At 39.0% G+C, this 15,157-nt stretch carries 15 protein-coding genes; 8 read left to right on the forward strand and 7 right to left on the reverse strand.

The features are described from left to right. The first annotated feature begins 14 nt into the window (after positions 1 to 14). Positions 15 to 644, forward strand: coding sequence for an outer membrane beta-barrel protein (locus IQ282_RS10330; protein WP_194851780.1), 630 nt, complete (start codon positions 15 to 17; stop codon positions 642 to 644). Between the two features lie 7 nt (positions 645 to 651). Then, the gene (locus IQ282_RS10335) at positions 652 to 1,116 is read left to right on the forward strand and encodes a CYTH domain-containing protein (RefSeq protein WP_194851781.1); all 465 of its coding nucleotides are present in this window, start codon (positions 652 to 654) and stop codon (positions 1,114 to 1,116) included. A gap of 165 nt (positions 1,117 to 1,281) precedes the next feature. Here the strand turns inward: IQ282_RS10335 and IQ282_RS10340 are convergent, their stop codons facing one another. From IQ282_RS10340 to IQ282_RS10350, 3 genes are read right to left on the reverse strand one after another with little or no spacing between them, the layout of a single operon-like run. Next, entirely contained in the window at positions 1,282 to 2,052 is a 771-nt protein-coding gene (locus IQ282_RS10340) for a sugar nucleotide-binding protein (protein ID WP_194851782.1), read from the reverse strand. After that, a complete protein-coding gene (locus tag IQ282_RS10345) occupies positions 2,045 to 4,411 on the reverse strand; it encodes a M28 family peptidase (protein ID WP_194851783.1) in 2,367 nt (788 codons plus the stop codon). The genes IQ282_RS10340 and IQ282_RS10345 overlap by 8 nt, the downstream gene beginning before the upstream one ends. Positions 4,412 to 4,420: 9 nt before the next feature. Further along, positions 4,421 to 4,774: a hypothetical protein gene (locus IQ282_RS10350; protein WP_194851784.1), complete on the reverse strand. Its 354-nt coding sequence runs from the start codon at positions 4,772 to 4,774 to the stop codon at positions 4,421 to 4,423. 957 nt (positions 4,775 to 5,731) lie between these two features. Between IQ282_RS10350 and hemH the strand changes: the two genes are divergently transcribed. Next, a complete protein-coding gene (gene hemH, locus IQ282_RS10355; protein ID WP_194851785.1) occupies positions 5,732 to 6,766 on the forward strand; it encodes a ferrochelatase in 1,035 nt (344 codons plus the stop codon). A 155-nt stretch (positions 6,767 to 6,921) separates the two neighbouring features. Here hemH and IQ282_RS10360 read toward each other — a convergent pair whose 3' ends face one another. After that, positions 6,922 to 7,677 (reverse strand): dienelactone hydrolase family protein, encoded by a 756-nt coding sequence (locus IQ282_RS10360; RefSeq protein ID WP_194851786.1) that lies wholly within the window; start codon positions 7,675 to 7,677, stop codon positions 6,922 to 6,924. 165 nt (positions 7,678 to 7,842) lie between these two features. Between IQ282_RS10360 and IQ282_RS10365 the strand changes: the two genes are divergently transcribed. Both IQ282_RS10365 and IQ282_RS10370 read left to right on the forward strand, forming a co-directional pair. Beyond that, entirely contained in the window at positions 7,843 to 9,228 is a 1,386-nt protein-coding gene (locus tag IQ282_RS10365) for an MATE family efflux transporter (protein WP_194851949.1), read from the forward strand. A 185-nt stretch (positions 9,229 to 9,413) separates the two neighbouring features. Further along, positions 9,414 to 9,896 carry an acyl-CoA thioesterase gene (locus tag IQ282_RS10370; protein WP_194851787.1) on the forward strand — a complete coding sequence of 161 codons (483 nt, stop codon included), beginning with the start codon at positions 9,414 to 9,416 and terminating at the stop codon, positions 9,894 to 9,896. 91 nt (positions 9,897 to 9,987) lie between these two features. Here the strand turns inward: IQ282_RS10370 and IQ282_RS10375 are convergent, their stop codons facing one another. Beyond that, complete coding sequence (locus tag IQ282_RS10375; RefSeq protein WP_194851788.1) at positions 9,988 to 11,049, reverse strand: sensor histidine kinase; 1,062 nt, start codon at positions 11,047 to 11,049, stop codon at positions 9,988 to 9,990. Positions 11,050 to 11,621: 572 nt separating this feature from the next. On the opposite strand from IQ282_RS10375, the gene IQ282_RS10380 reads away from it, so the two are divergent. Beyond that, positions 11,622 to 12,062 (forward strand): hypothetical protein, encoded by a 441-nt coding sequence (locus IQ282_RS10380; RefSeq protein WP_194851789.1) that lies wholly within the window; start codon positions 11,622 to 11,624, stop codon positions 12,060 to 12,062. Here IQ282_RS10380 and IQ282_RS10385 read toward each other — a convergent pair. Then, positions 12,052 to 12,963: a DMT family transporter gene (locus IQ282_RS10385; protein ID WP_194851790.1), complete on the reverse strand. Its 912-nt coding sequence runs from the start codon at positions 12,961 to 12,963 to the stop codon at positions 12,052 to 12,054. The two genes, IQ282_RS10380 and IQ282_RS10385, sit on opposite strands and share 11 nt — an antisense overlap. After that, positions 12,956 to 13,315, reverse strand: a complete 360-nt coding sequence (locus IQ282_RS10390) for an arsenate reductase family protein (RefSeq protein WP_194851791.1) — start codon at positions 13,313 to 13,315, stop codon at positions 12,956 to 12,958. Before IQ282_RS10390 ends, IQ282_RS10385 begins: the two co-directional genes overlap by 8 nt. Before the next feature lie 55 nt (positions 13,316 to 13,370). On the opposite strand from IQ282_RS10390, the gene IQ282_RS10395 reads away from it, so the two are divergent. Next, positions 13,371 to 13,832, forward strand: a complete 462-nt coding sequence (locus IQ282_RS10395) for a DinB family protein (RefSeq protein ID WP_194851792.1) — start codon at positions 13,371 to 13,373, stop codon at positions 13,830 to 13,832. 76 nt (positions 13,833 to 13,908) lie between these two features. Further along, on the forward strand, positions 13,909 to 15,051 hold the full coding sequence (locus tag IQ282_RS10400) for a trans-sulfuration enzyme family protein (RefSeq protein ID WP_194851793.1): 1,143 nt from the start codon (positions 13,909 to 13,911) through the stop codon (positions 15,049 to 15,051). The last annotated feature ends 106 nt before the right edge of the window (positions 15,052 to 15,157 follow it).

A 15,157-nucleotide genomic window follows, 5' to 3' on the forward strand; every position in this document is an offset into this window, starting at 1 on the left:
AATCAAGATTAAAAATGAAATCATTATTCAATAAAGTGCTTTTAATTATAATATTAATTAATACAAACATACTTATCGCACAAGACCAGTCCATTGATGCTAAAAAATTTGATTATGGAATCCATGTAGGTGTGAATAGCGCAAATGTAACAGAGTTTTCCAGTGGCGATGCTAGAATAGGATTAAGCGCAGGTTTATATGGGAAATATAATTTTAGCGACTCTGGTTTTTCTGTGCGAACGGGTGCGAACTATTCGGAACAAGGAGTTAAAAATCTAGATGAAACCATTGAGGGCGATGTGATAAACCTTAAATATTCAGGTGATAGAGATTGGAACGTCATTCAAATTCCGTTGATTTTTCAATATACCTACGAGAAGAAAATCGGAATCTTTTTAGGCCCTCAACTTAGTTTCTTGACAGAGAAAGAAGAATCAACTCAAAACCCTATTTTTTCTGGGGTTGTAGGAGTAGAAGCCTTTTTCACACAACACGTGTTTGCAAGACTTCAATATGATAATTCTTTTACGAAAGCATTTACAGGATTAAACCAACGAAATTTTCCAGGAGGTGCCGGACGTGGAACCATAACCACTGAGGCAAAACAATACGTTTTTAATTTGTCCGTGGGATATCAATTTTGAAAGTCTAATGCAAGAAATCGAACGCAAATTCCTAGTCAAGAGTACCGACTTCCTGAAAAATATTAAAGGAAAAAAGATTGTACAAGGTTACTTAAGCAGCGATCCAGAGCGCAATGTACGGGTGCGCATTAAAGGCAATCTAGCATTCCTGACAATAAAAGGAATCTCCAACACCTCAGGCACCAGCCGTTTTGAGTGGGAAAAGGAAATCGACCTAAATGAAGCTGAAGCGCTCCTCAAACTATGCCTTCCTGGCATTATCGACAAAACCAGATATGAGGTCGCCGCAGGCGAGCACACCTTTGAAGTGGACGTTTTTGAAGGAGAAAACAAAGGGCTCATTATTGCTGAGATTGAACTGAAAGATGAAAACGACTCGTTTCAAAAACTAGATTGGTTAGGTGATGAGGTGACTGGAGATATAAGGTATTATAATTCTTATCTGGTAGATAAACCCTTTAAGAACTGGTGAATCAGGGCTGTCGTGTGAATGGATAAAATTTAAATGTGCTATTTCATTTGAGAATTTTGAGATATGATAATATCATGATATTACCAAATAAACGTGTTCTAGAAGCGAGCAATTTGATTTATAGGTACGTATTACCTAAGATATATTTCATTGATTAGCAACATTTTATAATATCTCTGAAACAATCCTCTTTCCCATATTCTTACGTTCATCAAACTCCGGTGCTTCTAGATTAAATTCTGCTGCTTTTTGATCGTAATAAGACCTTCTGGTTTCGTGCTTCTCACTAATGGCATGGAGCAATGGTTGCTGGATATCGCCATGAATCACTTTTTCAATGACATCAATTAAATATTCGCGATCCGTTAAATTTATGGGTGCGTCTGGATTTGCAATGTTCTTTTTTCCTGCGAGATATTTTACGGGATGTCGATCACCGCCTATGAGTCCGCCAGGACGGATGACGGTGGTGCTAGCCATGGCGTGATTTAGCATTTGCTCGCCAGCAATGAGTTTTTTGCCTTTTTTATCGGTGGCATTTGCCGGGCTGGATTCGTTGTAATTGGGAATGTCTGCTGTCTCTTCAAATACAGCTGTGGTAGAGATGTAAATTAATTGTTTGATGCTATCGTGAGCATTGCAATTTTTGACGAGTAATTGGATACGCCCGGCATAATCACTCTCCGGATTTGCCCGCAACCCTGGCGGAATGTTGATTACGATTATACCTAACCCTTCCAGAAAATCATCAATTCCACCATCGATGAAAGTTTCCTGTAAATCCACCATATAAGGATCAATTCCTGCATCCCGTAAATCATCTAGTTTTTCTATTCTGGTGGTAGTTCCTTTAACTTTTGCTCCCTTTTCAATAAGAGAAACTGCCAGCGGTTTTCCCAGCCAGCCACATCCCATAATTCCTATCGTTTTACTCATTTTCCTCTGATTCTGTGGTGATATTTTTCTTGATGACGATCGCATCGTTTAGCACAAACGGCATAGGCATTGTGTTTTCTGAACGGGCACTCACATCAAATCCTGGTTGCTTCAATAAGTCGAAACTAGCAGCATAAACCTCGAATTCTAGGGCTATTTGTGCATCAAAAGTCAACTCCATCACGAGCGGCGCATTGTTAGAAACATAATAGCTAATCATGCGATTGCCGCGACGTTTTGCAAACGGAATTCCGTCATTGTTCACGGGAACCGTAGCGCCATTGATTTTGGCGTTTGTAAATTGAAATTTTAGATCGCAAAATACTTCCCAGCGTTCCACTTTTCGCTCACTACTCACAATCATTTTAATGCGGCGTTTTCCTTCAATGATCGTATCGACGGTAATTTCATGGTTAATTTCTGGCAACTCGACATATTTTGCTGGCGTTACATAAGTGAAGGCACCGGCATATTTTGAATCGATGGTATTAGAATTTAATTCTTTTGCTAGGGTTGGATTTTGGCCTATTTTTTCTTTTGTCCAGTCGCTCAAATTTTGGTCATAGGTTGCCCAGTTTGCCGTTTGTGAGTCAGCATCTGAGAGGTAGACTAAGCTGGTCTTTTGTGGTTGGGTTGGAGAGAATTCCGCTTTCGCGAAAGCGGAAAAAACAAAAACCCAACAAATAATCAACGAGATTATCCCCAGCACATCTTTTCTGCGGTAATGTCCCAAAATGGGTAGCAACAGACTGAACAATAGCGAACTCAAAATAGCTGCGACAAACAAAATCCCCATGCCCAGCGCCACTGGAAATGCCGTGACAAATGGCGCAAAAATAAATATGGCGGGCACTGAAAACAGCAAGATCACGATGTAACTGGGACGTTTTCTAAATATATGCAGCCACAACATAACCAGACCTGCAAAAAGCGGAACGATGAAAAAACCTGCTCCCGGCAAATATGCTGCCGGTATTAATCCCGAATCACCTACTGGAAAAGCTACTAAAAGACAAATGATCCAAAGCAGAATGAGTGGCGCCACAAGATGACTGGTCACACGATCTTTCCTGAAAAACAGATGGTATAAAAAGAATGAAACCGCAATCCCAAAAAACGCGGCAGCTCCTACCCACAAATAACCCGTAGCAGGAAAAACAGCCGATTGCTCAATGTAAAAGTTGGTGGTTTGAAGCGCCTTCCACGTATAATTAGGCACCAGAAATCCTAAAATTAAACTCCCCAATAATGGTAGGAAACCTATAAATGATTGCGGGATTGAAATCCGGTTTTTGCGTACGCCATAAATGATCAGAACGACGAGCAAAATACCGCTGAGAATAATTAACAACGGCATCCATGAAAATGGATAGCTGACCATTTTTATTATGGGCAAAGGGAAATAAATATCATCCATTCCCTGCTCAATTTTGAGTCCATTGCTCAAATCCGCATCTGCCAGATAAGCGAGTAGAGGCATTAAATAACTGCCTTGGTGGGCTAGGGTATTGCGATCCAGATTTTCATAGGTATCCAGCTGAGTGTGATAATCAATGTGATCACCGATAAAAGCAAAATTGAGTCCGTTAATAGAAGCTTTTTCCCGAAAAATGGTCAAATCCGTATCGTTTGGCAGTTTTTTGTAAATGCTGTAAGCTAGGGAATTGGCTACCGGATAATCCACATTTGCTTTTTTGAAAGCATTGATAATGTTGCGATTCCCGCCGTTTGTTTCCACCAGCATATAACTGGGTCCACCACTACCGCGTGCTTCAAAGTTGAGCACCATTTTTACATCAGATGCCCAGCGGTGCTGGGTTACAAATAGATTAGCGCCGTTCAAGCCTAGTTCTTCACCGTCAGTAATAAGAATTATGACATCATTTTTAGGTTGATGATCTGTCAAATATGCACGAATTCCTTCTATAATAGTGGCGATTCCTGAGGCGGCATCACTAGCTCCCATGGCAGAGTGCGGGTCGCTGTCGTAATGACTCATGAGAACGATGGCGTCGTTTGTATTTGCAGTACCTTCAATACGCGCCATGATATTCACGGGTCTTGAAAGATTCCCGCTGGCATCGATATCAAAACCGGTTTGGGTTTCTGTTTTCAGCCCCATTTTATCTAGGGTGCGCTTTATGTAATTGCGGTTGTCTTCATGTCCAGCGCTACCCAGATAATGCGGAGCGGTAGACAATGCTTTCACATGTTGTAATGCTCTAGCGGTGGACCATTCATTTGCAGGTACATCATTTTTAACAGCGCTACTAGGAGTCTGACTCGAAAATGCATACCAAATCAAACCCATCAAAATAAGAAAGGATAACGCAGATGTTACATGTGATTTAGGTCTCATAAGTTGGTTTTAGGTATCGCGCTTTACAATCAGGAATTTGTCGTCTTCCATACTCAAATAACCTTGATCGTAGATGAAGTAGTAGATCGCTCCTTTTTTTGTGGTGTAGATGCTGGTAAAAAGAGTAAAATCAAAACCTTTAGAAAGCAATCTGTTTCTGGTAGTTGTAAACTTTCCCGATGGATTCAATTCATTGAGAACACGCCAGTTTTTACGCAGGCGATTATTGATGTTGCGCATGAGCGCGCTGCTATCACGGTTCAATTTATTATTTGCCACATTGCGGCAATCATCGCTACAAAAACGCTTGTCTGCACGACCTCGAACCTCGTCGCCACACTCAGGACATTTTCTTACGGCCATGATTTTTAGATTTTTATAAAAGTACTTAACTATTTACAAACGCATATTTAAAAATCAAAATCAAAATTAAAATCAAAAAAAAACGGACATAAGATAACTCGCGTTCCCTGCGGGAACTCTCATGACCTAAGACAAATGACCTTTTTGTGGGAGCATTCAATTTTCAAATTAAAACAATATCACTCTCAGATTTGTTCAGCAAATCTAAATTGCTTACTACTATTTTTAAAGTACGGAGTACTAAAAGCTCCTTTCCTAGAAATAGGAAAGGTGGATTCCTAAAATGGCACAGCCATATAGGAAGACGGATAGGTTGAAGTTCCATAGAGATTGATCCGTTTTAGGAATTTGACTCGAAGTTCATTGCAACTTCAATCACTCGGAAAAGCGCTGACTTGCAAATTTCAAAGTTTTGAAATCCTAAATTGAAAAATCGGCGATTTTTCTTTTGCAGTTGCAAAACTTGATTGCTGATTGCCAATTTTTAAATGAACGGGATACCAAAAGCTCCTTTCCTAGAAATAGGAAAGGTGGATTCCTAAATGGCACAGCCATTTAGGGAGACGGATAGGTTGAAGTTCCATAGATATTGATCCATTTTAGGAACTTAACTGGAAGTTCATTGCAACAACAACCACTCCTGATTGCGTTGTCGTTCACGGCGAATTCAATATAATCTTCGCCTGTTTCCAGCCGATGAGCTAACAATTACTATCAAGCTAATTAATATCTATATTTTTAAATAGTTCCAATAGAATTCTCCCTTTTTGCGGGAACATCCTCAGGACAACGGGTTCAGCAGAAGTGAAAATATTATGATCCGCTCATTTTCGCGGAAGCGAAATACCAACAAACCCTATTAAATTTATAATTCAGCCTAGGTTTAAACTTAGCAGAGGTAATGAACCTCCCTTTATGCCGACTATAAAACCACTATTTTTGTTTAAAATTTTGCCCATGAAAAAAGGAGTTCTTCTTGTAAATCTAGGTTCGCCAGAAACACCACAGCCCAAAGATGTCAAAACATATTTGGATGAATTTTTAATGGACGAGCGTGTGATTGATCTTCCTTATATATTACGGGCAATTCTGGTAAAAGGAATCGTACTCAACACCCGACCTAAAAAAAGTGCGGAGGCGTATCAAAAGATATGGTGGGATGAAGGAAGTCCGTTGATTGTACTGTCAGAACGATTGCAGGAGAAGATTGATGAGTTCACAAGTGTTCCCATCGCACTTGCGATGCGTTACGGTTCTATGACCATAGAAAAAGGAATGCAGGAATTGAATGATAAGGGAGTTACTGAGGTTTTATTAGTACCGCTATATCCACAGTTTGCGATGGCGACCACTGAAACTATTGTGGTAAAAGCCGATGAATTGCGGAAGGAGAAATTCCCGCACATGAACTTTACCCAAATGCCTCCTTTTTATAACCATCCAGATTATATCAGGGTTCTATCTGAATCCATCAGAGAATCTCTGGAAGGTAAAGATTATGAGCATTTGTTATTCTCTTATCACGGTATTCCTAAAAGGCACATAAGAAAAAGTGATATTACCAATGGTCATTGTAAAATGGACGGTAAATGTTGCGAGACTCCATCACCGGCGCACCAGTTTTGTTACAGTCACCAGTGTAAAGAAGTTACTCGTCTTGTAGGTGAGTATCTGGAATTGGAAGATGGTACGTTTTCAACCTCGTTTCAATCCAGACTAGGGTTTGATCCATGGTTGACGCCCTACACAGATCGTACGATAGAGCGCATGGGGCTGGGCGGTACTAAAAAACTCGCGATTGCCACACCAGCTTTTGTTAGTGACTGTTTAGAAACCCTAGAAGAAATTGCCATGGAAGGCGAGGAGATCTTTCATGAAGTAGGAGGAAAGGAGCTTCATGTTATCCCATGTTTAAATACACGCGAGGACTGGGTAAAAGTCTTAAGTCGCTGGGTTGATGAATGGGCAATGAGTGAACCGGCCGCAGTCTAGGTTTGATTTCTTTTAAACAATTGGCATTTTAAGATATCGCCATCAAAATAGATAAATAATAAAGCAAAACATCCGCCAACTGGCGGATGTTTTTTTGTTTCTGAAATTTCTTCACAGTATTTGAGATTTCAATTTATTTGCTCTGACAGCTTTTTCTATTCCTCTTCGTCTGCAGAGAAAACTTCGGCGAGTAAATCTTGTACCCGGTTCCAGGAATCTTTATCGGCTTCTTCATTATAGTCTAACGGGAGATCGAATTCTTTTGCTTTTGCGTCAGCGTTCTTATTAGTGTAGGCATGAGTCACGCCGGGATAAGTTATGTATTCATAATAGACATCCAGTTCATCCATGGCATTCGTCCAGGTTTCCACGCTTTCATCGCTTACAAAAGGATCGTCAGCGCCGTTTGCCACAACAACTCTTGCCGTCAGTTTATCATTAGGCATAATGGGCAGTGCCACCTGAGAGTGGAATGCCATAACCGCTTTCAACGGAATCCCAGCATTTGCCATGCTTAATGTCATCGCACCACCAAAGCAGTATCCCACGGCCGCGGTTCTTGAGGCATCGACGATAGATTCCCTATGGAAAGCATCGAGTGCAGCAAGGAAAATTCCTTTGGCCGTTTCTGGATCATTTTTTACTGCGGTTGATAACTCTGTTGCATGTTCCGCTGTTGTAGCTACTTCTCCCGCGCCGTAAAAATCAACGACCATGGCAGCATAACCCAGTGCCGCATATTCATCTGCGCGCCATTTTATATAGCCTGTGATCCCCCAAAATTCTGGGCATAACATTACGCCAGGTTTAGGAGCGACTTTATCGTTAGGTAGGGAAAGATAGCCTACATATTCCTTGTCTTGATATTCATAACTAATATCCAGACCCTGAAGTTGCGTCTTGTTTTTCATGTTTTTGTTTTGAAGATATTGATTTTTAATCATCCCAAATTTTAAAGAATAGTTAATCCTAATAAGGTTGTTTCTTAACTAGCTTTGTGCAAAATTACTTTTTTGTCCAAATCCATTATTCCATCAGATCGTAACAAATCGTTGGAAAATAAATCTGATCCAGTTATTTCCTCTAATAAAAGTGCTTCTTTAGGTACAAAGTCTATTCCCAGTTTACTTATTGAACAGGCCGTTCCCGCCTCAATAGGGATTCTTGTGATGTCGCTCAATATTCTGGTCGATACTATTTTTGTAGGAAACTGGATAGGTTCCATTGCGATTGCGGCGATCAATGTAGTGTTGCCGATTTCTTTTTTTATCGCGGCTTTAGGAATGGCGATCGGTATAGGAGGTGCTAGTATCATTTCTCGAGCACTGGGAGCAAATGATCACGCAAAGGCAAAGCGCACTTTTGGGAACCAGGTATCGCTCACCGTTGTAATAACGGTGGTTCTGGTCATATTAGGATTGGTTTACATCAATAGTCTCGTTCCCGCATTTGGTGGAAAAGGCGATATTTTTGAACCTGCTAAAATCTATTATCGCATCGTTCTTTACGGTGTTCCCGTCCTCGCCTTGTGTATGATGGGGAATAATGTGATCAGGGCAGAAGGGTCTCCCAGACACGCAATGGTCGCCATGTTGATTCCGTCCGTGGGGAATCTGGTTCTGGATTATATTTTAATAAATCAAATGGATATGGGAATGGCAGGCGCAGCCTGGGCCACTACCATAAGTTATGGTTTGTGTTTTATGTATGTGGCTTGGTTTTTTCTGTCCGGTCGCAGCGAGTTGATGCCGTCATTGCGTCAGTTATTACCCGACTGGCTCATCTTGAAAGAAATAGGCGCGCTGGGTTTTGTTACTTTGGGGAGACAGGCGACCGTGAGTATTTTATACTTAATCTTAAATAATATTCTGTTTGAATTGGGTGGTGAGGAAAGCGTTTCGGTTTTTGGGATAATTGGTAGGTTGATGATGTTTGCCATTTTTCCGGTGATGGGAATTACGCAAGGATTTCTTCCTATTGCAGGTTATAATTATGGAGCCCAACAATGGAAAAGAGTGCGAGAGGTTATTTTCGTTTCCATTAAATACGCTTGTATTTTAGGAGTGGTAATTTTTATCTTGCTTTACGTTTTTGCGGCAGATATCGCCGGAGTGTTTATTGATAATGAAGTGGTTATTGAGCAAACCACGGTGGCGATACGGATTGTGTTTTTTGCGGTTCCTATTATTGCGATTCAGTTGATAGGTGCGGCTTATTATCAAGCCATTGGTCGAGCTTTACCTGCATTGATACTAACCTTGTTGCGCACAGGAATTATATTAATTCCGTTGATTCTGGTGATGAAAAATATTTACGGGATTGATGGCGTCTGGATGAGTTTCCCTATTGCAGATGTTGCAAGTACTATTATCACCGCTTTTTTCCTGTGGAAAGCTATGCAGAAATTGCATAAGGCTCCAGAGGTGGAAATGGCACAGAAAACAAATCAGGTTACAGAGTAGCACTTTCTTTTCAGTTAGTTGTATTAATTTTATCTTGAAAAATAAACTTCTCTATTATTGCAGTAAGTGGTATTGTATCGCTTTCGCGAAAGCGAACAAGAAAGCTGCTTGCAACGCATTATTAAGTCCGTCATAAAGTATTTACATTGCCTGATATTCCTCTTTATATTTGCAAAAAAAGAACTATGTATTCGAAAGATTTTGATGTGCGGTGGAGTGATTTAGATGCTAATAGACACATGGCAAACAGTGCGTATCAGAATTTTATGAGTCACACGAGAATGGCGTATTTGATTGATAATGGTTTTGGGCATAAAGAGATGGAAACCTATCAAACAGGACCGGTAATTTTTACCGAAAACATCTACTATTTCAGAGAAATCCATCAAGGAAAACCTATCACTGTCACTTGTGAATTGACAGGATTGAGTGCAGATGGTAGCCTGTTCAGTTTCCGCCATAATTTTTATGACCATAAGGGTAAAAATGTTGCCCGTGGTTTAATGATGGGAGCCTGGATGAATCTTAAGGAGCGAAAAATTACGGCCTTACATTCAGATTTATTGAGCAAGATCGAGAGTTTTTCTAAAGCTGATGAATTTAAAGAAATACATTTAAAGGAGACGAGGGCGCACGGTGAGGTACCATTAGATAGGACTGCTGTTTAAATTATGTAGTGGGAAAAGAAATTACCTGCGGTCTTATATCTGGATTAAAAGTCAAAATAATTGCGAGGGATTCTGTTTGGAATACCACACGTTATTGGGAAGTATCTATTTGAATTTCAAGAGGTATCGAAACTTTAAAACTAGCCCCTTTGCCTTTTCCATCACTAAAAGGTTCTAGCAAGCCATTGTGTTTTTCAACAATGCGTTTTGCTAAATACAGACCAAGTCCAGTACTAAGTTCTCCATTAGTTCCCAAATGACCTGGAACGAATTTCTTAAATAATACCTTTTCAATGGATTCATCAAATCCAACACCGCTATCTTCTACAGTTATTTCTAAAAATTGATTGCTGGTTTTTTCTTTAAAGTAAATCTCGCCACTCTCTTGGGAAAACTTGATGGCATTACTTAATAGAATATCAAAAATCTGTTTTAAACCTATTTGATGACCATACATCATAGTCGATTCAGACAACGTATTTATAGCTTTAACTCCTTTCTGGTTCAAAGCCGTTTTGTTATTATCAATAACTTCGTTGATAAGAGCTGCAGCTGATAAGGCTTCGAAACTTTTCACGCCTATTTCAATCTGTTTAGTCTTCAATATTCTTAACATGTCTTCTAGAAACTTAAGTTGTTTTGAAGCTATCTCTTCCAATAGGTCTAGGTTTGACTGCCGCTCTTGAAGACGTTCACCATTCTCTTTTAAAAATCCGATGATTTGAAGAGTTTGTGCTATCGGTGTTCTCAGATCGTGAGAAATCAATTCAGTTACTTCTTCTTTCTCCTTATTTATTTCATCTAAACGTAGTATCGTGAATTGGATATTTTTAAGCATTTCACCCACTTCATCAGAATACTCGTGCGGTAAATTAGGAACGATGTTTTGCTCCACGTAATTTTTCAATGCTATTTTACCTAGAATAATGGGTTTTAATAGAGAGTCGAGAATTTTTAAAGTTAAAGCTGTAGCACCTAGGGTTAATCCTAAGGTTATCAAAATAAAAGTTGATGTAGATATTTCAGTTGCAAATAGGGCATAAAAAACAAGACCCAATAAAGGAATGTGGATTCCGAGAAAAGCTATAAATAGAAATTTATAAGAGTATTTCTTAAGAAACGATAGTTTAGAAAGCGAATGATAAGTTTTCATCATTAACAAATTAGCAGTGATATTTCTTTAAGGTAAATATTGAGATTTCTTTTAAGATAAGGCCCAATATTACTTTTGTTTTCGACTAAACACAGCGAAAGGGTTAATAATCTCATGTAGTAAAAAAGTAGCGGCGGTATTCATAAAATCTTTTAAAATAGATATGTTATTGAAGTATTGGTAATCATCCTTGAAAACGTGAAACTTAATTTTTTGATTGAAAAATGTTTTGATCATTTAAATTTTACGGTGTTTAATTCAAAGGTGAATCAATTAATTATTTTCAAAAAGTGATAGTAATTCGCCTAGATGATCATAAGAAAACGTGTCAAATTTGTGGATTACTGCCATAATATTCAGAGACGATTTTTTTTCAATGATTCAATTTGATCGATTCTTTTTAAAGATGTTTTTAGCAATAAATAATAATTTAGGACATTAGACTCTGATTTATAAATAGTTACAAATACTCGAAGTTTTTAGTCTGACAACTAACTAATTACTTGCATTTTCGCTATACGATTAACAAATGTTAATTATATTTGCATCGTAATAATCGGAGATATTTCTTGATGCAATTATGTACTGTAACTGAAACTGTTTTTTCAAACCAGGTCATTCAAAAAATTGAACGTCCTTATGGGGATATTTATCTTTTTGAATCCTATGTAGTATCTGAGGTCAAGGAAGGAATTATTTTCGGTAGTGCAGAATTCATAGACACGTTTACCTATCTGATGGATTTCTACGATGGGATCAAGCGCCAAAACCATTTTGTTTACATCTGTAATCGTTGCCATTCCTTTTCGGTCAAGCTAATAGAGTGGCTGGAGTTTGAATTTATGAGTTCGTTTATGGTAGGGTTTGCGATTGTTGACGATCGGCCAATGGCTCTTAAGGGTGCAGAATTAGAGAAAAGGTTTGTTCCTTGTAACTTTGATCTTTTTGAAGATTTACCAAGTGCGGTTGAATGGGCGGTTCAAACACAAGCCATAGCAAAACCTAATTTTTAGATACGAATAAGAGTTTCTGTGATTTTGATCCTGTCAAGTAAACACCCGTAAAAATTAAAAGTCCAGCACCTGCTTTTGTCCAGGTCATGTAATCTGTTCCTAGACCTACCGCGATTAAAGCCGCAAGCAGGGGTTGCAGATATACAAATACCGCTACCACACTAGGTCTTAAGGTTCGTATGGCAATAATATTAAGCATGTAAGTTCCAAATGTGGCGAATAAAACCACGTAAGCGATATTCCACAAAACATGTGCAGTAGCATCACCTGCTTCAAATGCAAGTCCTTCTTGAATCCCAAATGGCGTGATGTAAATGACTCCAAATAAATACAACCATTTCATAAGTGTAAATACGTTATACTTTTTAGTGAGCTTTTTTGCCAGAAGAATGTAAATCGCATAGGAAATACAATTTAAAAATACGAGCACGTTCCCAGTAGTGGGATCTGCTCCTATTTTATTAGGAGCTGTAGATAAAAATATCAAAAGTGCGGCACCCACAAAGCCTAATGCAACACCCGCAACTTTAATGATGGTCAAATGTTCTTTCAAGAATATAGCACTTAGAATTACCACAATGATGGGAGTGGTGACCATTAAAACGGAAGCGCTAATAGGTGTGGTCAATGACAAGCCCCACATAAATGTAATCATGTTGAAGCCTACACCGCAAAATGCAGCCAGGGCAATTAAAGGCATTTCTTTAAGTGGAACTTTTTCTTTAGGTCCTACAAATAAGGAAATAATCCAAAATATAGCACACGTAAAAATGACCCGGTACCAGGTCAGACCAAATGGCCCCACGTGTTCTGGCGTCACTTCTTTTGCTGATGAGAAATTAATCGCATAGAACAATGCGACTAGCGTTGCACAAACGAGTGCTACTTGCCGTTTAGTCATTTGCTACAGCAGTTTGAGCTGCGGCTACAACTTTCTTAGAGTTCCCTATATATGCTGTTCCATTGAATATTAAAACGGGCCTTTTAAGAAATGTGTAATGCTCTAATAACAACTCCTTATAGTCATTTTCAGAGAGTTCTTTTTCGTGTAGATTTCTACTCCTATAAAGTTGCGCACGGCGGTTGAAAAGAGATTCATAAGAACCGCTTTGTTCTTTCAAAAACTCCACTTGCTCAAGACTTACTGGGTGTTCTTTTGTATTTTGTAGACGAACGCTGTCTGGAAGAGAAAGCTCCTTCAATATGCGCTGGCAAGTAGTGCAGCTCTCTAAATAAATGAATAGATTTTCCATATCGCAAAGCTACGACAGCACAACCTTTAATGATACCTTTATAAAAACGAAATCAATGGACATCAGGTTTGAACATAATTTAAGAACACGTGAATTCTTCATCGAGCTGATAAACGATTTAAGTGTTGAAGAACTGAACCAGATTCCGGTAGGGTTTTCTAATAATATTATTTGGAATATCGTTCATTGCATGGTTACCCAGCAAGGATTAACTTATGGTTTATCTGACCTGGATCTTTTAATTCCTAAGGAAACGGTACTTCAATTCAAGCATGGAACTCAACCAGAACAAGATGTTAATCGTGAAGAGATAGAAAATTTCAAAAAACAACTCAAACCATTGCTAGAAGATACCATCCGGGATTATCGAGCAGAGAAGTTTGAAGGATTCAAAGAATATACTACCAGCACTGGATATGCTTTAAAAAATATAGATGATGCGATCAACCTTGTGAATATTCATGAAGGCATTCACTTAGGCTATGCGATGGCGTTGAAAAGGGCTTTAAAAGTATAGTTGAGTCTAGAAATAAAGTGAACCATTATTAACCACTTAATGTCAGCAATTATCTTGTTATATGGAAAACAATAAAATGAAATTCAACACTAAAACCATCCACGGTGGTCAGCAAAATATCGATCCAGCATATAATAGTGTCATGCCTCCTATTTACCAGACAACTACCTTCGCTCAATCCACACCGCACGGGCACAAAGGTTTTGATTATGCCCGTAGTGGTAATCCTACAAGAAGTGCCTTGGAGCAATCGCTCGCCAGTATTGAAAATGGGAATTACGGAATTGCTTTTGGTTCAGGACTGGCAGCCATAGATGCTGTATTGAAGTTATTGAAACCTGGCGATGAGGTGATTTCTACCAGCGATCTTTATGGAGGTTCTTACAGATTGTTTACATCGATTTTTGAGAAGTTTGGAATAAAATTTCATTTTGTAGGAATGGATAATGTTGCCCACATTGAAAAGCATATCAACGAGAACACAAAACTAGTCTGGACTGAAACTCCTACAAACCCGATGATGAATATCATCGATATAGAGGAAACTGCTATAATAACGAAAAAGCACAACCTGTTGCTGGCTGTCGATAATACCTTTGCAACGGCATATTTGCAAACTCCTTTAGATTTGGGAGCTGACATTGTGATGCACAGCGCAACAAAATACCTGGGCGGTCATAGTGATGTGATTATGGGCTCTCTGGTGGTTAATAATAAAGACCTAGCAGACCAGCTATTTTTTATTCAAAATGCCAGCGGCGCTGTTCCAGGTCCGCAGGATTGTTTTCTTGTTTTACGAGGAATCAAAACCCTGCATGTAAGAATACAAAGACATTGTGAAAATGGAAAAGCGGTTGCACATTATCTAAAATCAAACCCTAATGTTGATCAAGTATATTGGCCCGGATTTGAAGATCACCCCAACCACGACATAGCTACAAAGCAAATGAAGGATTATGGAGGGATGGTATCTTTTACAACTAAAAAAGGAACGCTTGAAAGTGCCTTCAAAATAGTAGAAAACTTAAAGGTATTTACCTTGGCAGAAAGTCTGGGAGGTGTGGAATCCCTTGCAGGGCATCCAGCCAGCATGACGCACGCCAGCATACCTAAAAAAGATCGAGAAAAGACTGGAATTGTAGATTCCCTCATCCGTCTTTCTGTCGGGATTGAAGATGTAGAAGATTTGATTGATGACTTGAAACAGGCTTTAAATTAAGCAATCCTCCGTTTTACTAACAGAGCTTTTAATAGGAAGTAAGAAAGCTGGAAATTTTTCGCTTTCGCGAAAGCGATTAAACAGGAATAGGACGGGATTACTTAAG

It is taken from the genome of Nonlabens antarcticus, from assembly GCF_015356755.1.
GTDB lineage: Bacteria > Bacteroidota > Bacteroidia > Flavobacteriales > Flavobacteriaceae > Nonlabens > Nonlabens antarcticus.